The organism is Roseicyclus marinus, from assembly GCF_030163795.1.
Lineage (GTDB): Bacteria > Pseudomonadota > Alphaproteobacteria > Rhodobacterales > Rhodobacteraceae > Roseicyclus > Roseicyclus marinus.
Map to the genome: position 1 here is coordinate 82401 of NZ_JASJOF010000008.1, position 19861 is coordinate 102261.

At 66.9% G+C, this 19861-nt stretch carries 17 protein-coding genes; 5 read left to right on the forward strand and 12 right to left on the reverse strand.

The genetic code is table 11. The features are described from left to right. Window position 1: 1 nt before the first annotated feature. From QQK63_RS13395 to QQK63_RS13435, 9 genes are all read right to left on the reverse strand, one after another. Entirely contained in the window at window positions 2–163 is a 162-nt protein-coding gene (locus QQK63_RS13395; RefSeq protein ID WP_277828950.1) for a hypothetical protein, read from the reverse strand. After that, entirely contained in the window at window positions 150–1379 is a 1230-nt protein-coding gene (locus QQK63_RS13400; RefSeq protein ID WP_277828952.1) for a phosphopentomutase, read from the reverse strand. Before QQK63_RS13400 ends, QQK63_RS13395 begins: the two co-directional genes overlap by 14 nt. 1 nt (window position 1380) lies before the next feature. Beyond that, window positions 1381–2691 (reverse strand): thymidine phosphorylase, encoded by a 1311-nt coding sequence (locus QQK63_RS13405; protein WP_277828954.1) that lies wholly within the window; start codon window positions 2689–2691, stop codon window positions 1381–1383. Next, entirely contained in the window at window positions 2688–3119 is a 432-nt protein-coding gene (locus QQK63_RS13410; protein WP_277828956.1) for a cytidine deaminase, read from the reverse strand. Before QQK63_RS13410 ends, QQK63_RS13405 begins: the two co-directional genes overlap by 4 nt. 72 nt (window positions 3120–3191) lie before the next feature. Continuing rightward, the gene (locus QQK63_RS13415) at window positions 3192–4751 is read right to left on the reverse strand and encodes a response regulator (protein WP_277828958.1); all 1560 of its coding nucleotides are present in this window, start codon (window positions 4749–4751) and stop codon (window positions 3192–3194) included. Window positions 4752–4823: 72 nt separating this feature from the next. Then, a complete protein-coding gene (locus QQK63_RS13420; RefSeq protein WP_277828960.1) occupies window positions 4824–6722 on the reverse strand; it encodes a propionyl-CoA synthetase in 1899 nt (632 codons plus the stop codon). Window positions 6723–6861: 139 nt separating this feature from the next. Next, window positions 6862–8202: a putative bifunctional diguanylate cyclase/phosphodiesterase gene (locus QQK63_RS13425; RefSeq protein ID WP_277828962.1), complete on the reverse strand. Its 1341-nt coding sequence runs from the start codon at window positions 8200–8202 to the stop codon at window positions 6862–6864. A 425-nt stretch (window positions 8203–8627) separates the two neighbouring features. After that, window positions 8628–9641, reverse strand: coding sequence for an alpha/beta fold hydrolase (locus tag QQK63_RS13430; RefSeq protein WP_277828964.1), 1014 nt, complete (start codon window positions 9639–9641; stop codon window positions 8628–8630). Between the two features lie 136 nt (window positions 9642–9777). After that, entirely contained in the window at window positions 9778–11010 is a 1233-nt protein-coding gene (locus QQK63_RS13435; RefSeq protein ID WP_277828966.1) for an amidase, read from the reverse strand. 141 nt (window positions 11011–11151) lie between these two features. Between QQK63_RS13435 and QQK63_RS13440 the strand changes: the two genes are divergently transcribed. Continuing rightward, complete coding sequence (locus tag QQK63_RS13440) at window positions 11152–12114, forward strand: Gfo/Idh/MocA family protein (RefSeq protein WP_277828968.1); 963 nt, start codon at window positions 11152–11154, stop codon at window positions 12112–12114. Between the two features lie 412 nt (window positions 12115–12526). Continuing rightward, window positions 12527–12778 carry a hypothetical protein gene (locus tag QQK63_RS13445; RefSeq protein WP_277828971.1) on the forward strand — a complete coding sequence of 84 codons (252 nt, stop codon included), beginning with the start codon at window positions 12527–12529 and terminating at the stop codon, window positions 12776–12778. Window positions 12779–12784: 6 nt separating this feature from the next. On the opposite strand, the gene QQK63_RS13450 is transcribed toward QQK63_RS13445, so the two are convergent. Next, entirely contained in the window at window positions 12785–15064 is a 2280-nt protein-coding gene (locus QQK63_RS13450; RefSeq protein ID WP_277828973.1) for an NADP-dependent malic enzyme, read from the reverse strand. Between the two features lie 91 nt (window positions 15065–15155). Further along, on the reverse strand, window positions 15156–15923 hold the full coding sequence (locus QQK63_RS13455; protein ID WP_277828975.1) for an NAD kinase: 768 nt from the start codon (window positions 15921–15923) through the stop codon (window positions 15156–15158). A gap of 194 nt (window positions 15924–16117) precedes the next feature. Between QQK63_RS13455 and glyA the strand changes: the two genes are divergently transcribed. Next, a complete protein-coding gene (glyA, locus tag QQK63_RS13460) occupies window positions 16118–17413 on the forward strand; it encodes a serine hydroxymethyltransferase (protein ID WP_277828977.1) in 1296 nt (431 codons plus the stop codon). A 197-nt stretch (window positions 17414–17610) separates the two neighbouring features. Further along, a complete protein-coding gene (locus QQK63_RS13465) occupies window positions 17611–18624 on the forward strand; it encodes a fatty acid desaturase (RefSeq protein ID WP_277829096.1) in 1014 nt (337 codons plus the stop codon). A gap of 203 nt (window positions 18625–18827) precedes the next feature. Here the strand turns inward: QQK63_RS13465 and QQK63_RS13470 are convergent, their stop codons facing one another. After that, window positions 18828–19436, reverse strand: coding sequence for a TetR/AcrR family transcriptional regulator (locus tag QQK63_RS13470; protein WP_277828979.1), 609 nt, complete (start codon window positions 19434–19436; stop codon window positions 18828–18830). A gap of 89 nt (window positions 19437–19525) precedes the next feature. On the opposite strand from QQK63_RS13470, the gene QQK63_RS13475 reads away from it, so the two are divergent. After that, window positions 19526–19792 (forward strand): hypothetical protein, encoded by a 267-nt coding sequence (locus QQK63_RS13475; protein WP_277828981.1) that lies wholly within the window; start codon window positions 19526–19528, stop codon window positions 19790–19792. The last annotated feature ends 69 nt before the right edge of the window (window positions 19793–19861 follow it).

A 19861-nucleotide genomic window follows, 5' to 3' on the forward strand; every position in this document is an offset into this window, starting at 1 on the left:
CTCACGCCCCGATCGCCCAACCGATCACCGCAATGACCAGTCCAAAGGTCACAGCCCCCCGCCACGGCGTGCGCGGCCGCCCGATGAAGGGGCCGATGTAGCGCACCGCCAGCGTGACGACGGCAAAGGTCATCGCGAAATAGACAAGTTCAGAGGCTGACATGGTCCCTCACCAGAAAACTCCGCCCCGGCCCCGGCAAGGCAAGGCCCAGATGCGCGGCAATGGATGCCCCCACATCGGCAAAGGCCCGGATGCCGATCTGCCCGGAATAGGGGCCCTTTGCAACCACCGGCACCCGCTCGCGGGTGTGATCGGTACCGGGCCATGTCGGATCATTGCCATGATCTGCGGTCAGGATCATCAGGTCATCGGGACGCAAGGCCGACAGGATCGGCCCCAGCCCCCCATCGAACCATTCCAGATGCCGCGCATAGCCCGACACGTCGCGCCTGTGGCCGTACAGGCTGTCGAATTCCACGAAATTGGCGAAGGTCAGGCTGCCTTCCGCGGCCTCGGCAACGCAGGTTTCCAGATGCGCCATCAGGTCGGCATCGGCCCCCGTCACCGCCTGCCCCACGCCCCGCCCGGCAAAGATGTCGCGGATCTTCCCGATCGTGTGGGTCTGCCGCCCCGCGCCCTGCACAAGGTCCAAGAGCGTCGGACCGGGCGGGGCCAGCGCGTAATCGTGCCGGTTGACCGTGCGCCGGTAGGCCCCCGGTTCGCCGACAAAGGGCCGCGCGATCACCCGCCCCACCCGGCGCGCATGCAACATGGGCGCAAGCCCCTCGCAAAGCTTCAGCAACCGCTCCAGCCCGAATGTCTCCTCATGCGCCGCGATCTGGAACACGCTGTCGATCGAGGTGTAGCAGATCGGCCAGCCGGTCCTTTGGTGTTCCTCCCCCAGCCGGGCGATGATCTCCGTCCCGCTGGCGTGCTCATCACCCAAGATCCCCTCGACCCCCGCCAGCCGCTTGACCTCCTCCACGACATCTTGCGGGAAACAGGGCTTGGTCTTGGGAAAATAGGTCCAATCGAAAGGCACGGGCAGCCCCGCCAATTCCCAATGCCCCGATGGCGTATCCTTGCCGCGCGACACTTCCTCGGCCGCGCCCCAAAGCCCCGACGGATCCGCGTCCAGCCCCTCGCCGCGCGCCCCCGACGCCAGCCGCAGCGCCGCGCCCAATCCCAAACCGTCCAGATTGGGCAGCCGCAAGGGCCCGCTCCGCCCGTCCTCGGCCTCTCCCGCCGCACAGGCCGCCGCGATATGGCCCAGCGTATTGGCCCCGGTGTCGGGCAGGTCGCCGTTGAAATAGCTTCCCGCATCCGGCGCGCCGCCGATGCCCAGACTGTCCATCACCACCAGAAAGGCCCGCGCCATGTCAGCCGATCCTTTCGTGGATCAGGGGCGGCACCTCCGGCGCGGTCTCGACCAATGTGAATGCCGCCCGGATGCGCCCCGCCACCGCGCGCGCGGCCTCTTCGCTCGCGGCATGGATCCGCGCAAGCGGCCGGTCGGTCTCCACCCGTTCCCCGATCCGCGCGATATCGGACAGGCCCACGGCCAGATCGATCCGGTCGTCCTGCTTCAGCCGACCGCCGCCCAGCCGCACCACCGCCTCGCCCAAGGCGCGCGTGTCGATCTTGCCCACGTAGCCGCCCTCGCGCGGGACCACATCGACCATCACCCGCGCCGCGGGCAACCGGTCGCGCCAGCGCTCGATGAAATCATGCGGCCCGCCCAGGGCCGCGACCATCTCCCCGAACGTATCGGCCGCCTCGCCCGAGGTCAGCGCCTGCGCGATCCGCGCCTCCCCATCCGCCGCATCCGCCGCCAACCCGCCCAGCGCCAGAACCTCGCCGCCCAAAGCCTGCGTCAGCTTCGCCAAGGGCGAGGACAGATCGCCCGACCCCAGAACCTCCATCACCGCGATCACCTCCAGCGCATTGCCCGCCGAAGCGACCAGCGGCTGGTTCATGTCCGTGACCAAGGCAGAGGTCATGCAGCCCGCGCCATGCGCCGTGTCGACCAGCCCCTGCGCCAAAGCCAGCGCATCGGCGGGCGCGGCCATGAAGGCGCCCGACCCCACCTTCACATCCAGCACCAAGGCCTCCAACCCCGCCGCCAACTTCTTGGACAAGATCGAGGCGGTGATCAGGTCGATGGATTCCACCGTCCCCGTCACGTCGCGAATGGCGTAAAGCCGCTTGTCGGCGGGTGCGATATCTGCGGATGCGCCCACGATGGCGCAGCCCACATCGGCCACCAGTTCCTGCAGGTCATCGACCGACACCTGCGTCCGGTAGCCGGGAATGGCCTCCAGCTTGTCGAGCGTTCCGCCGGTATGCCCCAGCCCCCGCCCCGAAATCATCGGCACATAGGCCCCGCAGGCCGCCAGCGCCGGGGCCAGCAGCAAGGACGCGCAATCGCCCACACCGCCCGTGGAATGCTTGTCGATCACCGGCCCGTCGAGCCGCCATTTCAACACCTGCCCGCTTTCGCGCATCGCATTGGTCAGCATGACCCGCGCAGGCTTGCCCAGACCCCGCGTGCAGACCGCCATGGCAAAGGCTCCCGCCTGCGCATCCGTCACCTCGCCGCTGGCAAGGCCTTCGGCGAACCAGAACAGCTCGGCCTCCGTCACCCGCTCGCCGTCGCGCAGCTTGGCCAGAATGGTGCGCGCGTCACTCACGGGGCGCTCTTCTCCGCATGGGTCATGAAGCCCGCGTCAAAGGCACCGGGCAACAGATCGGCCACAGTCGTCACCAGCGTCGCGCCCCCGGTCGTCGCCAGCGTCACCACGACCTCGCCACCCGCGAATTCCGCCAGCTTCTGGCGGCAGCCGCCACAGGGCGGGACCGGCGCGGGGCTGTCGGCGATCACGGCCACCTCCACGATCCGCTTGTCGCCCGCCGCGATCATCGCGGCAATCGCGCCCGCCTCGGCACAGGTGCCTTCGGGATAGGCGACATTTTCCACGTTGCAGCCCAGATGCAGACGCCCCTCGACGGACCGCAGGGCCGCTCCCACCTTGAACCCCGAATAGGGCGCGTGGGCGTTGTCCCGCACCGCGCGCGCGGCCTCGATCAGGGATGGGTCGGCGGATTGGGGGGCGGGCATGGCGGCACTCCTCGGGCGATGCGTCCTGCGCGCCAGTCTGTGCCGCCCGGCGCGCGGGCGCAAGGGCGGGCCTCAGTCCGGATCGGGCCGCGCGGCACGATCGGCCACATAGGCAATCAGATCCTCAAGATCGGCCCGGCACGGCGCATACAGCGCCGCCAGATCCCCCAATCGCCGCCGCTTGGCCGCGATGTTCAGCACTTCGGCCAAGCGATACAGACGGTCCGCCCCCACCGCGCCCGACACCGCGATCAGGATATGGGTCTGCGCCCGGATCTCGGGCAGATCGCCCGCCTCCAGCGCCCCGTCCAGCGCCGCCAGCACCCCGCCAAGGTCGGAAATCAGCCGCGTCAGCAATTCCGCCCGGTCCGGCCCCGCCACGGCCAACAGCGCCTCGAACCGTGCCGCGTCCATCTTCTGACCCAACGCCGGATCGCCCGCGCCGCGCCCCAGCACGTCCTCGGGTTCGGGCAGGCCCGCCGGACGCCCGGCATAGCGCAAGATCGCCCGCCCGAATTCGGCGGCCGAGGCGATGGGCTTGCCGATGATCCCGTCCGCGCCCGCGGCATAGATCGCCTCCCTGTTGTCGCGCAAGACATAGGCCGTCAGGGCCACCATCGGCAGGGCGGCACGCGCATCGCCGCGCGCCCGGACGGCCTGCATCACCTCCAGACCCGACAGGCGCGGCATCTCGATGTCGATCAGCGCGATGTCGAACGCCCGCGCCTCCACCGCCTCCAGCGCCGCGACACCGTCGCCCACCAGCACGATCTCGGCCCCCATCCCGCCCAGCACCCGGCGCAGGATCGTCTGGTTGGTCAGGTTGTCCTCCGCCAACAGGATCGAAAGCCCTCCCAGGTCGGGCTGCGCCCCGGGTTCGGGCAGGGTCTCCGGCCCGTAGCGCAGCAGGGCCTCAGGCAGCGTCAGCCGGGCCAAGGCCCCGCCGCCGTCCGGGTTTTCCAGAACCAGCGTGCCGCCGATCTCCCGCGTCAGTTCCGCCGCGATCCTGAGACCCAATCCACCCCCCGGCGCAAGAGCGCCCCCCCCGCCGCGCGCCGGATATGCCCCGCCCCGCGCCATCCGGTCCAGAACCGCGCGTGGATAGCCCGGCCCGTCATCGCGCACGCTCAGGATCAGCCCCGCGCCGGGTTGGCCCTCCACGACCAGCCGGACACCGCCCGCACCTGCATGGCGCAAGGCATTCGACACGAGATTTCCGGCGATCCGGTCCAACGTGACCGGCGACAGGTTCAGATGCCCGGGCAACTCGCCCCGCCGCTCGACCACGAACGCCGTGCCCGCCTCCGTGGCGCGCCCCGACCAGCGCCCGTTCAGCGCCGCCAGCCAATCGCCCAGACGCATCAGGCCTTCCGCGCGCCCGATGACCGCCTCGCCCGCCACCGTCATCAGCGCATCGTCCACCAACCCCGCCAGCGTATCGGCGGCCGCCTGCACCCGGTCGATCTGCACCCGCGCCTCGGGCGCAAGGCGGGACCGCTCGATCAGCCGCAGGCCGCCCACCACGTCCGATATGGCCGCGCGGATATCATGTTCGAACAGGTGCAAGGACCGCAGCGCCAACAGCGCCGCAGTCTCGGACGGGTCAGGATCGCGCGCTTCGGGATCGACCATCGCGCAACCTCCGCTGGCGGTTTCCAACGAAGGATACAACCCTTCCCCGCGAAGACAAACCCTTCCGCCGCCTCAGGCCCCCTTGGCCGGATAGCCGATGCCGTCCAATGCCTCGCGGATTTCGTCGAGGATCGCGGGATCGTCGATCGTCGCCGGAGTCTTGAACGTCTCGCCATCGGCGATCTTGACCATCGTGGCGCGCAAGATCTTGCCCGAGCGTGTCTTGGGCAGCCGGTCGACCACCACCGCCAGCTTGAAGGCGGCAACCGGCCCGATCCGGTCACGCACCAGCTTGACGCACTCCTTGACCACCTGTTCTGGCGCGGTCGTGGCTCCTTTGTTCAGGCACAAAAAGCCCATCGGCAATTGCCCCTTCAGCGTGTCCGAAACCCCGATCACGGCGCATTCGGCCACATCCGGGTGGCTCGCCAGAACCTCCTCCATCGCGCCTGTCGACAGGCGGTGGCCGGCCACGTTGATCACGTCATCGGTGCGCGCCATGATGTAGAGGTATCCATCCTCGTCGATCATCCCCGCGTCGCCGGTTTCATAATAGCCAGGGAAATGCGTCAGATACGCCTTGCGGAACCGCTCCTCCGCGTTCCAAAGCGTCGGCAGCGTCCCGGGAGGCAAGGGCAGCTTGACCGCGATGGCCCCCAGCTCTCCCGGCTTCACCGGATGGCCCGCCTCGTCCAGGATCTGCACGTCATAGCCCGGCATCGGCACGGACGGACTGCCGATCTTGACCGGCAGCATCTCGACGCCGAGCGGATTGCCCGCAATGGCCCAGCCGGTTTCCGTCTGCCACCAATGGTCGATGACCGGCACGCCCAGCTTGTCCTGCGCCCAGACGATCGTGTCGGGGTCCGCGCGCTCCCCCGCAAGGAACAGGCTCTCGAGACAGGACAGATCGTAATCCCCCACCAGCGCGCCCTTGGGATCGTCCCGCTTGATGGCGCGGAACGCGGTTGGCGCCGTGAACAGGCATTTCACCCCGTGATCGCGGATCACCCGCCAGAAGGTGCCGGCATCGGGCGTGCCCACGGGCTTGCCCTCGAACACGATGGTGGTGCAGCCGAATGTCAGCGGCGCGTAGCAGATATAGGAATGGCCCACGACCCAACCCACGTCGGACGCGGCCCAGAACACCTCGCCGGGGTTCATGCCGTAGAGGTTCCGCATCGACCAGTTCAGCGCCACCAGATGCCCGCCCGTGTGCCGCACCACGCCCTTGGGCTGGCCCGTCGTGCCGCTCGTGTACAGGATATAGGCCGGGTGGTTCCCCTCGACCGGCACGCAATCGGCCGGTTCCACGCCATACTGGAACGCGTGCCAATCATGGTCGCGCCCCGGCTCCAGATGCGCCACTTCCTGCTCACGCTGTAAGATCACGCAGAATTCGGGCTTGTGGCGCGCGATCTCCAGCGCGCCGTCCAGCAGCGGTTTGTAATGCACGACCCGCCCCGGCTCCAATCCGCAGCTGGCCGCGATGATGCACTTGGGCGCGCAATCGTCGATCCGGACAGCCAGTTCATTGGCCGCAAATCCGCCAAAGACCACCGAATGGATCGCCCCCAGCCGCGCGCAGGCCAGCATCGCCTCCAGCGCCTCGGGCACCATGGGCATGTAGATGATGACGCGGTCGCCCTTCTCCACGCCCTTGGCCCTGAGCGCCCCGGCAAGGCTCGCCACCCGCGCCTGCAACTCGGCATAGGTGATCTTGTGAACCGTGCCCGTCAGCGGGCTGTCGTGGATGATCGCCACCCGGTCGCCATGACCCGCCTCGACATGCCGGTCGACCGCGTTCCAGCAGCCGTTCAGCGTGCCATCCGCGAACCACTCGTAAAGCGGCGCGTTCTCGTCCGACAGGGCCCGGCTCGGCCGTGTGACCCAATCCACCCCCTCGGCGGCCTCCATCCAGAACGCCTCGGGATCGGCCTTTGCCCGCTCGTAGATCTCGGCATATCGCATGGGGGTCCTCCTGCCATTGTATGCCGATGTCTACAAAACACAGGGCCCTCAGGGCAATTCTGCGATAGTGCCGCATGGGGGCGCTAACGGGCCACGCCCGGAATGGCCCTGCGCGCCGATCAACCGGCCCGGTCTTCGGTCAGGTCTCCGCGGCAGCGGTTTCCGCATGAATCGTCAGCCACTCCGTCAGCCGTGCGGCGGGCATGGGCCGTGCGATGTGATAGCCCTGCGCCTGCGCGCAGCCGATGGCTTTCAAGAACGCATAGGCCTCGCCCGTTTCGACCCCTTCGCCCACGACCTCGAACCCAAGGCCGCCAGCCAGTTCCACGATTTTCCGCAACAAGAAACCGCTCTGGCCGGATGGCTCCACATGCAACACGAATTGCTTGTCGATCTTGATGATATCGGCCGGGATCTGCGTCAGGTAGGCCATGTTGCTGTAACCGCTGCCAAAATCGTCGATGGCCACCGTCATGCCCAGCGCGCGGATCTGGGTCAGTGCCCGCAGCGTGGCCGCGTCATCCGCCGCGACCGCACCTTCGGTGAATTCCAGCTCCAGATGGCGGGCATTCACCCCGCGCTCGCGCAACAGACGCTGCAACTTTTGTGCGAAATCCGGCTCGCTCAGATTGTTGGGCGACACGTTGACCGACATGCTCAGCCCCTCGAACGTCTTGCTCCAGACCGCCAATTGCTGGATCGCGACATCCAGAACCTTTTCGGTCAGCGGCCGGATCAGCGTGGTGCTTTCAACCAGCGGAAACAGCTCGACCGGCGAGATCGGGCCCAGCACTGGATGCGTCCATCGAAACAGCGCCTCGACGGCCACGCAACGATCCGTTTTCAGGTCGATACGCGGTTGATAATGCAATTCGATCTGGTCATCGGCCCGCAGGGCCTCGGGTAGATCCGTGAGGATGCGAAACCCCCGCCGATGTTTCGAGTCCGTTTCCGGGTCGTAAGTGGCATAGGGTTGTTGCTTGTGGCGGCTGTCTTGCGCGGCGGTCAGCGCCGCGCGCAGGACTTCGGCTGGGTCGCTCACCCCGTATTCCAGATCGACAACCCCCACGCCCGCCCGCGACCGGACCGGGATGCCGCCGAGCTTGATCGGCTCCGCGAAACACGGGCCGATGGCTTCCACCAATCTTGTTTGCGACGCCTTGCTTTCCCCTTCGAGAACGAAGGCGAAACTGAGCACGCTCACGTTGAACAATGTCACGCCATCCGGAAGCAGCGATCCGATCCGCCGCGCGCCCGCCCGGATGAAGTCTTCCGAGAAATCATGGCCGAGCGCGCGCAGAAGCTGGTTGAAATGCTCCGCATCGGCCAGCGTGACCAACACAAGAACGACCTTCGGGTCACCCAGATCCTCCTTGGCTGACGTACGCGACAGTTTTTCCAGAAGCTGCGTGCGATTGGGCAATCGCGTCACATGGTCGAAACGGCCAATCCATTCGGATGGCGTATCAGGCAAGGTCATCTGGCGTCGTCTTTCCGGTAAGTCAGACACTGCACAGATACTGGCCATGTCTGGACACGCGCGGTCGGCGGGTAAATCGCGCAAAATCGCAATCGTAACCAAACACTAGCGTCATCGCATGCCACGGCCCTCAGCGTCAAATCCCGGCTCCTGCCGATCCTTGTCGGCATCACGGGATCTTTTCCAATCGTCCATCCGGGCGGATGGCGTCCCACCTCGGAATGACCCGGGGCGATAGGCAGGCCGCGACGCGGGCCTACGGGCACGGTGGCTTTGCGGGGATCACCAAGGCCTGCCGCGGCGCGCATGACCGGAAGCGGTCAAGCACGACGGAACATCCTTTGCCACGGCGCTTTGAGCAAAATCCCCCTGCCGCATCTTCGGCACGCTGCGGCCACAGGCGCCCGTCGGCTGCATTGCTTTCCCTACCCGTTCCGAACCCGGTCGATGGCCGCAAGGATCGCATCGGGGCGGGTGTGGTGGGGCATGTGACCGACATCCGCCAGCACCTCCAGATGTGCGCCGGGCACCTGCTGGGCCAAGCGTTCCCCGTGAACATCCAAGGGGACCGTCGTGTCCCGCGTGCCGAACACGATGGCCAGCGGCATCCGCAGCCCGCCATAGCGCGGCTCCATCGCCCTGACATGCGTCTTCAACCCCGCCACCTGCCGCGCGTTCACCATCAACCGGTCGGGGTCCAACGAAAACCCGATGCCGATATGATCCAGATACCCCTCGGGAACCGGGTTCGGCGCAAAGACGGACGCGACCGCGCGCTGCGCCCTGTCGCGGTTGACCAGACCGGTCAGAACCGGCGCGACGACGCGCCCGCCGAACCGCGTACTCACCAGATCGTACCAAAGACCGACACCACCGGGCCATGTGTTGGTCGCGCCCGCCACCGACACAAGGCCAGACACGGGGGCAGAAACCCCCTCCTGCGCATTCAGCGCCCAGGCCATCGCCACCGCACCGCCATAGGAATGGCCCAGCACGATGGGACGCCGCACACCGAATTGCACCGCCGCCTGCTCCAGATGACGCGCCTGGACCCGCGGATCGATCCCCGCATCGCCAAGGCTCTGTGACCAGCCCAGCCCGGGCCGGTCAAAGCTGATCACGCGGTATCCCCGTTCCGCCAGCAAGGGCGCGAGTTGAAAGGTAAAGTCGCGCGCATTGCCCCCGGCCCCATGCAACAAAACGACATCGCGGCCCCGGCCCCGGATATCGGCATGCACCTCCAGATTGTTCACCAGCGCCATATGCCCCGGCGGCGGCGGCAGGCTCCGGTCGAGCGGCGGGCTTTCTGCCCCCGCCCCGTCCGCGCCGCGATCCGGCGCGGCACAGGCGGCGGCCGCCGTCACGGCACCGACCGACAGGATCCGCTTGCCAAAACCGCGCCGCGTCCAAGCCCGGCCTGTCCCGTCGTGTTGCTCCATCTCGCCACCACCCCGTCCGTCGTCGATCTTCGCGCCCCGCCGCGCGGCATCCCATCTAGCGTGCCCCGCATGACGAGGCCCGGATGAACCACGGCAAGAGGGGCCGCGATGTTTCACCCCGCCCGGTCCAGCCGCATCACGCCGCGCCGGATCGGGCCAGCGCGGCCTCCAGCCACGCCGCCGCGTCAAGCAGGCTCCGGTCGCGTCCCGGCGCGCCGACGATCTGCACGCCGATCGGCAGGCCGCGCGGTCCGCGCTGCGTCGGCAGATGCAGCGCGGGCCCGCCCAGCAACGTCCAGACCCGGCAGAAATGGGGATCACCCGTGCCTGCCTCGACCAGCGGCGCCTCGCCCTTCGCGCTCAAGGTCAGGACCCCGTCATAGGGTGCGATGGCCGCAAGCAGCCCGCCGCCAAGGCTCCGTCGCACCTCCAGCGCCGCCTCGTATTCCTCGGGCTGCAACCGTGCCGCATCATCGAGGTAGGCGCGCAGCGCATCGCTCAAGAGACCGCGATGAACCTCCCACTCGAAGGCCAGCGCCCTGACCCCCTCCCAGCCCATCACGATCTGCTGTGCCTCGATCAGCGCCTGCCAGCCACCGGGGTCTGGCAAGGCCGTGACGGTCGCACCCGCAGCAGCCGCCACCGCCGCCACCCGCTCCAACTCGGCCAGCACCGGGGCCTCGGCCATCGCGGCATCGGGCGTGACCCAGACCGCCAGACGCGGTGCCCGCTGCGACACCTTTGGCGCAAGATCGCTCCGCCCTGCCATCACCCCGACGAACAGCGCCGCCTCCGCCACGCTGCGCGCAAAGCCTCCGATCGTATCGAGGCTCTCCGAGAACAACGACAGACCGCTGCGGCTGATCATGCCAAAGCTCGGCTTGTAGCCCACGACGCCGCAAAAGGCCGCCGGACGGATGATGGAACCCGCGGTCTGCGTCCCCGTCGCAAGGCTGGCCCCGCCCGCCGCCACGCTCGCCGCCGAACCGCTGGACGATCCGCCCGGCGTATGGGCCGTGTCATGCGGATTGCGGGTCGGCCCCGGCGTCAGATGGGCGAATTCCGTCGTCACCGACTTTCCGACAACCAATCCCCCCGCCGCCCGGATCGCGGCCACAGCGGCGGCATCGCGCACCGGACGCCGCCCTGCATGGATCGGCGATCCGCAGGCGGTCGGCATGTCGACCGTGTCGAAGATATCCTTGACGGCCACGACGTGACCACTCAGCGGCCCGCGCCGCGCCCCATCCTCCAACCGGCGCGCCTCGGCCAGAACACTATCCCGGTCAAGCCACGCATAGGCCTGCAACCGCCCCTCGTCCCCTTCGATGCGCTCCAGCGCAGCTTCGGCCAGCGTCATGATGGACATCGCATCCTCCCGATCTCGCGCGGATCGCGGGCGGCAGGCCCACGCATCGGCCCCCAGAGGGTAGCGCCGATTTGCCTTCCAGCCATATCCAAGCGTAAAGCACAGAGCGACGCATCAGCGAACAGGAACGGGACCGGCATCATGACCGTAAAAACCACAATCATCGGCCTCGGCATCATGGGACGGCGCATGTTGGACCACATGCTCCGGCACCCCGGCTACGAGGTCACGGCGATCTGGGACCCCGATCCGCAGTCTTGCAAGGATGCGCTGGCGCTGGCACCCGGCCTGTCCATCGCCACCTCGGCCGAGGCCGCGATCGCGGCCACGGATCTCGTCTATCTCGCCTGCCCGCCCGTGCCCCGCAAAGCCCATGCGCTGACCGCGCTCGGTTCGGGCAAGGCCGTCTTCCTCGAAAAACCGCTCGGCGTCGACATCGCCGAAAGCGAGGCGCTGGTGGCCGCCTGCACCGACAGCGGTCTTCCCGCTGCGGTCAATTTCACACAGGCCGCAGGCGCCGCCCTGACCGGTGTGTCCGAGGCCGCCCGCACCGGCGCGCTCGGCACCCTGCAGGGCGTCGATATCGTCGTCACCTACGCCGATTGGCCGCGAAGCTGGCAAAAGGCAGCCGATTGGCTGCGCTTCCGCGACGAAGGCGGCATGACCCGCGAGGTGATCTCGCATTTCCTGTTCTTTTCCGAGCGGATCCTCGGCCCGCTCACCCTCGTCTGGGCCAAGCCCTCCTACCCGGCCGATCCGACGCTGTGCGAAACCCACATGCTCGCCCGCCTCGAGAATGCGGAGGGCCTGCCGGTGACGATCATGGCCAGCGTCGGCGGCGCGCAACCGGACAGACAGGAACTGACGGTCAAGGGCTCGCTCACCAGCCGCCGGATCACCGATTTCTACGTCGATGCCCGGTCCGACGGCGGCCCCTTCACCGAGATCGCGGAGCGCCCCGCCGATCCCCGCGCCGTCAGCCTCAAGGCACAGCTGGACGATCTGCTTCTTTGCCTTCAGGGCAAACCCAACAGGCTCGCCACACCGGCCGAGGCGCTGCGCGTCCAGAAACTCGTCGAGGCCATGTTGCACGCCTCCGGCTAGAGCACGTCGTGCAAAAGTGGGAACCGGTTTTGCGCTCCCCGGACATGCGACATCAGAAGGTTGGAGACCGGCGCGTGACTGCGACTGACCGCGACGGGCTCCAAGGGCCGCCGGGCCGTTTTCACATCTGTTGAAACAGATCGTGCGGCGCTTGCCCGACTCAGGGGACAAGGCGCTCACTCCTCCCATGCCGGACAGGCATGGTGCCACCGGCACGGAGGAGAACGCCCATGGGCGACAAGAAACCCACGACCAAGAAAGCCGGCGGCGGCAAGCCCGGCAAGTAACGCCTGACCGACCACGGCCCCGCGTCGGGCGCGGACCGGCGCGGGGCATCCGCCTGCGACAGGCCGCCTCGGTTGCTGCGGCGCAGCATTGCCCTATTTGCCTCCTTGCGAACAGGAGACAGATCATGAGCCTTGCCCCCGAAACCCCCCGCCCCCGCTACATCACCCGCCACGTCACCTACCGCCTGCCCATCATCGGCCGCATGGCGCGCGAAGTCGTCGAAGGGCCGGTGGACAACGCCTTCGCCGCCGTCATCGGCGCCGTTTCCGCCGTGGCCATCGGTGTGCTGATCTGGGGCTATCCCGCCCTGATCTTCTCGGCGCTGCTGGCAGCCGCCCTGATGCTCGTGACGCTGGTCCGCATCACGCTCGGCTGAGGCCCGTCAGCTGTAAGTGCTGACAGGCGTCCCGGCGAGCGCCGCGATGTTGAGCAGGCCACGCGGCGTGATCGAGGGCGTCACGATATGCGCCCGGTTGCCCATCCCCATCAGGATCGGCCCGACCTCCAGACCACCCGCGCGCATCTTCAAAATGTTGCGCGCGGCCCCGGCCGCATCCGTGCTGGCAAAGACCAGCGCATTGGCCGCGCCCTCCATCCGGCTCTCGGGCAAGAGCCGCGCCCGCAAATCGCCATCCAGCGCCACGTCGACCGGCATTTCCCCCTCGTAGGTGAAATCCAGCCCCATCCCGTCGAGGATCTCCAGCGCCGCGCGCATCCGCCGCCCGCTGCCGCTGTCGAGGTTGCCGAACTGGCTCCCCGAACACAGCGCCACCTGCGGCGCGATGCCGAACCGCCGGATATGCCGCGCGCATCCGCGCACGGTTTCCGCGATCTGCTCGGGCGTGGGTTCGGGGTGGATCTGCGTATCCGCGATGAACAACGGCCCGGTATCCGCGATGATCAGCGACAGCGCGCCCACCGGGCGCAACCCGTCCCGGCCCAGGATCTGGTTCACGTATTTCAGGTGCCACAGGTACTGGCCAAAAGTCCCGCAGATCAGGCTGTCCGCCTCGCCACGCTGCACCATGACCGCGCCGATGGCCGTGGTATTGGTGCGCATGATCGCGCGCGCCAGATCGGGCGTCACACCGCGCCGCGCCATGATCGAATGATAGCTCTGCCAGTAATCGCGGTAGCGCGGATCGTTTTCCGGGTTCACCAGATCGAAATCCACCCCCGCCTTCAGCGTCAGGCCCGCCCGTTCGATCCGGCTCTCGATCACCTCGGGACGGCCGATCAGGATCGGCTTGTCGGTGGTTTCCTCCGAAATCGCCTGCGCCGCGCGCAGCACCCGCTCGTCCTCGCCCTCGGCAAAGACGATCCGGCGCTCTGCATTGCGCGCCGCCTCGAAAACCGGGCGCATGATCAGCGCCGATTTGAACACCGACTGGTTCAACCGCTCGCGATAGGCCTCGATATCGTCCAAGGGTCGTGTCGCTACGCCCGAGTCCATCGCGGCTTTGGCCACGGCACTGGCCACCACCCCGATCAGACGGCGATCAAAGGGTTTGGGGATCAGGTAATCGGCCCCGAATGTCAGCTGCTCCCCCGCATAGGCGGCGGCGGCCTCGGCACTCGTCGTGGCCCGCGCCAGCGCCGCGATCCCTTCGATGCAGGCGATCTGCATCGCATCGTTGATCTCGGTCGCGCCCACGTCCAGCGCGCCGCGGAAGATGAAGGGGAAACACAGGACGTTATTGACCTGGTTGGGGAAATCGCTCCGCCCCGTGGCGATGATCGCATCGGGCGCGACACTGCGCACCTCGTCGGGCAGGATTTCCGGCATCGGATTGGCCAGCGCGAACACGATGGGCCGCGGCGCCATCCGCGCCACCATCTCGGGCTTCAGAACGCCCGGACCCGACAGGCCCAGGAACAGGTCCGCACCGTCGATCACCTCGTCCAGCGTGCGCAGATCGGTCTTCTGCGCATAGGCCGCCTTTTGCGGGTTCATGTCGATCTCGCGCCCCTCGTGGACGAGACCGTGAATGTCGCACAACCAGATATTCTCGCGCTTCACGCCCAGCTTCAGCAGCATGTTCAGGCAGGCGATCCCCGCGGCCCCGCCGCCCGTCGAGACGATCTTGATATCCTCGAACCGCTTGCCCGTGACGCGCAGCGCATTGGTGGCCGCAGCCCCCACCACGATGGCCGTGCCGTGCTGGTCGTCGTGGAACACGGGGATGTTCATCCGCTCGCGGCAGATCTGTTCAACGATGAAACAATCGGGTGCCTTGATGTCCTCGAGGTTCACCGCGCCGAATGTCGGCTCCAGCGCGCAGACGATCTCGGCCAGCTTCACCGGGTCGGGTTCGTTCAGTTCGATGTCGAAGCAATCGATGTTGGCGAAAGTCTTGAACAAGACCGCCTTGCCTTCCATCACGGGCTTGGACGCAAGCGCCCCGATGTTGCCCAGACCCAGCACGGCCGTTCCGTTCGACACCACCGCCACAAGGTTCCCGCGCGAGGTGTAACGCGCCGCATTGCTCGGGTCGGCCTTGATCTCAAGACAGGCCTCGGCCACGCCGGGGCTGTAGGCACGGGCCAGATCTCGCCCGTTCGCCAAGGGCTTGGTGGCGCGGATCTCAAGCTTACCGGGCTTCGGGAACTCGTGGTAGAGCAGCGCCGCCGACCGCGCCCCGTCCTGCTTGTCTTCGCTCATCGCTCTCTTCCGACCCAGTTTTGTTTAACGTTAAACCTTCTTCTGCCAGCCCCCGGAACGCGGCGCAAGGCCGCGCATGATACCCAAAAGGTCACTGGAACTGCTCGCTGATCAACCGCTCCTCCAGGCCATGGCCCGGATCGAACAGGATGCGGTGCGCGACCGATGGTTCCGACCGGATTTCCACCGACACGACATTCGCCACCGACCGGCTGTCGGCATCGGCCATGACCGGCCGCTTGTCGGGCTCCACCACGTCGAACCGCACCACGGCCGTCTTGGGCAACAGCGCACCGCGCCAGCGCCGCGGCCGGAACGCCGCCACCGCTGTCACCGCCAGAACATCGGCATCGATGGGCAGGATCGGCCCATGCGCCGAGTAATTGTAGGCCGTCGACCCCGCTGGCGTGCAGACCAGCGCCCCGTCGCACACCAGCTCCTCCATCCGCACCCGCCCGTCGACGGTGATGCGCAGCTTCGACGCCTGCGGCCCGGCGCGCAGCAGGCTCACCTCGTTGATCGCCAGCATCTCGACCACCTTGCCCCCCGTGGTCGTCGCCCGCATGTGCAGCGGGTTGATCACCGCTTCCTCCGCCGCCTCCAGCCGGTCGATCAACCCGTCTTCCTGATAGCTGTTCATCAGGAATCCGACCGTGCCACGGTTCATGCCATAGACCGGCGCGTCCAGATGCTGGGTGCCGTGCAAGGTCTGCAACATGAAGCCGTCCCCGCCCAGCGCCACGATCACATCCGCCTCCTCGGGCGGAAAGGATCCATAGCGCGCGACAAGCCGCGCCTGCGCTTCTTGCGACAGGGCCGTGTCCGATGCGAGAAACGCGATGTTGCGCGCGGCGGGCATGGCACCCCTCCCCTTCAGCCTCTCGTCGCACCCTCGCGCGCGCCGATCGGAAACTCAATCCTTCATCGGCGACGCCCGCGCCGCTTTCGATGCCCCCCGCGCCGCTTTGCGCCCTTCCCCGCGGGCCTTCCATCCACTAAAGGGCGGGCTAACTGTCACCCGACACCCCTAGCTGCTCCCGAGGAGGTTCGCCCATGAACGCCCCCCACCGCGACGCCGGTTTCTTCACCCAAAGCCTCGAAACCCGCGACCCCGAGATTTTCGGCGCGATCCGCAAGGAACTGGGCCGCCAGCGCCACGAGATCGAGCTGATCGCTTCCGAAAACATCGTCTCCGCCGCCGTGATGGAGGCGCAGGGCTCGGTGATGACCAACAAATACGCCGAAGGCTATCCGGGCCGGCGCTATTACGGCGGCTGCCAGTTCGTCGACATCGCCGAGGATCTGGCGATCGACCGCGCAAAGCAGCTCTTCAACGTCGGCTTCGCCAACGTGCAGCCCAATTCCGGCTCCCAGGCCAACCAGGGCGTGTTCACCGCGCTCCTGCAGCCGGGCGACACGATCCTCGGCATGTCGCTCGATGCGGGCGGCCACCTGACCCACGGGGCCAAGCCCAACCAGTCGGGCAAATGGTTCAACGCGATCCAGTACGGCGTGCGCCAGCAGGATCTCGCAATCGACTACGACCAGATCGCGGCCTTGGCCGAAGAACACCAGCCCAAGATGCTGATCGCGGGCGGTTCGGCCATTCCGCGCATCATCGACTTCGCCAAGATGCGCGAGATCGCGGACAGCGTCGGCGCCTATCTCCTTGTGGACATGGCGCATTTCGCGGGCCTCGTGGCTTCGGGCCATTACCCCTCGCCCTTCCCGCATGCCCATGTCGCCACCACAACCACGCATAAAACGCTGCGCGGTCCCCGTGGCGGCATGATCCTCACCGATGACGAGGGCATCGCGAAAAAGGTCAATTCCGCGATCTTCCCCGGCATCCAGGGCGGCCCCCTGATGCATGTCATCGCCGCCAAGGCCGTGGCCTTCGGCGAGGCGCTGCGCCCCGAGTTCAAGGATTATCAGGCGCAGGTCATCCGCAACGCGCAGGCGCTGGCCGACCAGCTGATGAAGGGCGGTCTCGACATCGTCACCGGCGGCACAGACACCCACCTGATGCTCGTCGACCTGCGCCCCAAGGGCGTCAAGGGCAACGCCACCGAACAGGCATTGGGTCGCGCGCATATCACTTGCAACAAGAACGGCATCCCCTTCGACACGGAAAAGCCGACGATCACCTCCGGCATTCGTCTGGGCAGCCCCGCGGGCACGACGCGCGGCTTTGGTGAGGTCGAATTCCGCCAGATCGGCGATTGGATCACCCGCGTCGTCGATGGTCTTGCCGCCAATGGCGAAGACGGCAATGCCGAGGTCGAAGCGCAGGTCCGCGCCGAGGTCGAGGCGCTCTGCGAACGCTTCCCGATCTACCCCGCGCTCTGATCCGGCCGCCACCTGGATACGGGCGGGCAACGGCCCGCCCAAGCGTTTGAAAAACTTGCAGCCCTCCGTCGCGCATGGCACCTTGCAGGTCGCGGCGGGGGGCTTATTTGTGGTGGGTTGTCGTCACCCCCGTGACCCAGAACCAATTTATCGAGACCGGAAAGATGCAGGCTGCTTCATCCTCCCGCCCCGATGTCATGCCCGGCTACCGCGCCGAGGCCGAGCGCGAAATCCGCGCCTTTACAAGGGCTTGGACAAAACGCGACGACAGGCTTGCCGCGCTGAGCTACGGCGGCACCTTCGCGGTCTATTTCCTGACCCTCATCCTTGCCGTGCAGGCATGGCCCGTATGGTGGCTGGTCCTGCCGCTGATCGTCGTCAACGCCTTCGCGGGCGTCCGGCTTTACGTGCTGCAACATGATTGCGGCCATGGCTCGCTGTTTTCGACCAAGGCGCGCAACGACCGCGCGGGCCACGGCCTCAGCATCTTCACGTTGACGCCCTACCGGGTCATGCAGTCGAACCACAACGATCACCATTCCCATCTCGGCAATCTCGACGAACGCGACACGACCGAGATTTTCACCATGACGCTGCGCGAATGGGAACGCGCGGGCTTCTGGCGCAGGCTTTGGTACCGACTTTACCGCAACCCCTTGATTCTCATCCCGATTGGCGGGATTTTTACCTATGTTCTGGCCTATCGTTGGCCCAAGAATGCAGGCCGCGTCGATCCAAGGGGCGTGATCTTGCACAACCTTGGCCTCGCGCTCTGGGTCGGGCTGATCTGGGCGCTCGGTGGTCTGCCGGGGCTGGTGATCTATGCCGCTACCGTCTTCGTCGCGGGCTGCATCGGGGTATTCCTCGTGTATTTGCAGCATAATTTCGAGGATACGTGGTGGGATCGCAAACCCGATCTCAACCCGGCGCGTGCCGCCCTTCAGGGGTCTTCCGCGCTCGATCTGGGGTGGTGGTTCGATCTGGCGGTCGCCAACATCACCTATCACGACATCCACCATTTCAACGCCAATATCCCGAGCTACCGGCTGCGCGCCTGCCACCGCGCGCTGCGGCGCGAATACGAGGTGCCGACCATCGGCTGGGCCGAGGCCTTCCGCTCCTTCACGCTCAAATTGTGGGACGAGGATCAGGGGCGGCTTGTCCCCTTCCCGCGCCGTGAGGCATCCGCGCGGGGCATGGTCGGCGCGTGAACAAAGGGTAAAGATCCGGGGGCACGGATGAAGAGACCCTTGCTTTCCCGGCGATCCGATAATCCTTTCTCAACCGTGTCGGCACCCCGCCGAAACAGGGTCAACAATCCCTTCACGCAGGCGCGGCTTGGCAATCCTTCGTCAGGATTTTCCCCGCGCCCTTAACCTTTCGGCAAGAAAGCTCCCCGAGCGCTTACTGCACCTTAACCCTTTTTCGCCCCGTCCTGGGCCCGCGCCGCGACCGATTTCCGGGCCATGTCCCAATAGATCGACAGGACCGTTTCCCGGTCGAGACGCCCGCCTTCGCGGTACCATGTCGTCACCCCGGTCAGCATGGCAATCAGCGCAAGCGTCGCCAGTTTCGTATCGGGAACCGCGAAATCACCCGCCGCCTGCCCACGTTTGAGGATCGTCTCCAACTGGTTCTCGTAGTCGCGCCGCAGCCCTTCGATCACCGCAAAATTCGCAGGGTCAAGGTTGCGTAGCTCCATGTAAGCGATGAAGACGAGGTCCGGCCGGTCAAGGTGATAGCCGATGTGATGGCGCACGAAGCTTTCCAACTGCGCCTCGGGCGGGGCGTCGGGCGGCGACCAATCTGCCAAGAGATGCTCAAGGTGATCGCGCATCAGATCGAACAAAAGCGCTTGTTTGTCAGAGGTATAAAGATAAAGCGCCCCGGCCTGTACGCCGATTTCCGCCGCGATCTGGCGCATCGAAACGGCGGCGAACCCGTGCCGCGCGAACAGCCGCAGCGCCGCCGCGCGCAGGCGCGGCCCGGTGATCTCGGCGTGACTGCCCTGTTTGCGTGCCATACGTCCCAGATTATCTGAACAAGCGTTCAATTCAAACCGGCAATTCAACCGGGATGGACGGGCGCGATGCGAGACGCTAGGCCTGTTTCATGGTTGCGCGTCTCCTTGCCCCTGTCTGTCTGTTCGGTCTCGCCGGTCTTGTGGCCGCCTGCGGCCCGACCGCGCGCGAGCGCGCGAACCTGATCAGCCCCGCGGCACAGGCCGGCGAATATCCCGAAATCCAGGAAGTCGCCCCGCTTTTGGCCTCAACCGACGATCTTTTGCCCCAACAAGCCGCCGAGCGCGGGCAAAACCTGCAAGCCCGCGCCGCCGACCTGCGCCGCCGCGCCGCGATGTTGCGGCAGATGGACCTCTGACGCCGCTCGCGTTGCAGCCTTGCCGGTAAGGCGCTAACACGTGGCGAAGCGTGCTGTCTGTCCCCGGAG

Excerpts from the sequence above, each read along its gene's own strand:
- QQK63_RS13465 (WP_277829096.1), top strand. The coding sequence starts at position 17,611 with ATGCCCGGCTACCGCGCCGAGGCCGAGCGCGAAATCCGCGCCTTTACA.
- QQK63_RS13425 (WP_277828962.1), bottom strand. The coding sequence starts at position 8,202 with ATGACCTTGCCTGATACGCCATCCGAATGGATTGGCCGTTTCGACCAT.
- glyA (WP_277828977.1), top strand. The coding sequence starts at position 16,118 with ATGAACGCCCCCCACCGCGACGCCGGTTTCTTCACCCAAAGCCTCGAA.
- QQK63_RS13445 (WP_277828971.1), top strand. The coding sequence starts at position 12,527 with ATGAGCCTTGCCCCCGAAACCCCCCGCCCCCGCTACATCACCCGCCAC.
- QQK63_RS13450 (WP_277828973.1), bottom strand. The coding sequence starts at position 15,064 with ATGAGCGAAGACAAGCAGGACGGGGCGCGGTCGGCGGCGCTGCTCTAC.
- QQK63_RS13430 (WP_277828964.1), bottom strand. The coding sequence starts at position 9,641 with ATGGAGCAACACGACGGGACAGGCCGGGCTTGGACGCGGCGCGGTTTT.
- QQK63_RS13435 (WP_277828966.1), bottom strand. The coding sequence starts at position 11,010 with ATGTCCATCATGACGCTGGCCGAAGCTGCGCTGGAGCGCATCGAAGGG.
- QQK63_RS13415 (WP_277828958.1), bottom strand. The coding sequence starts at position 4,751 with ATGGTCGATCCCGAAGCGCGCGATCCTGACCCGTCCGAGACTGCGGCG.
- QQK63_RS13410 (WP_277828956.1), bottom strand. The coding sequence starts at position 3,119 with ATGCCCGCCCCCCAATCCGCCGACCCATCCCTGATCGAGGCCGCGCGC.
- QQK63_RS13395 (WP_277828950.1), bottom strand. The coding sequence starts at position 163 with ATGTCAGCCTCTGAACTTGTCTATTTCGCGATGACCTTTGCCGTCGTC.
- QQK63_RS13475 (WP_277828981.1), top strand. The coding sequence starts at position 19,526 with ATGGTTGCGCGTCTCCTTGCCCCTGTCTGTCTGTTCGGTCTCGCCGGT.
- QQK63_RS13420 (WP_277828960.1), bottom strand. The coding sequence starts at position 6,722 with ATGCGATATGCCGAGATCTACGAGCGGGCAAAGGCCGATCCCGAGGCG.
- QQK63_RS13400 (WP_277828952.1), bottom strand. The coding sequence starts at position 1,379 with ATGGCGCGGGCCTTTCTGGTGGTGATGGACAGTCTGGGCATCGGCGGC.
- QQK63_RS13470 (WP_277828979.1), bottom strand. The coding sequence starts at position 19,436 with ATGGCACGCAAACAGGGCAGTCACGCCGAGATCACCGGGCCGCGCCTG.
- QQK63_RS13440 (WP_277828968.1), top strand. The coding sequence starts at position 11,152 with ATGACCGTAAAAACCACAATCATCGGCCTCGGCATCATGGGACGGCGC.
- QQK63_RS13455 (WP_277828975.1), bottom strand. The coding sequence starts at position 15,923 with ATGCCCGCCGCGCGCAACATCGCGTTTCTCGCATCGGACACGGCCCTG.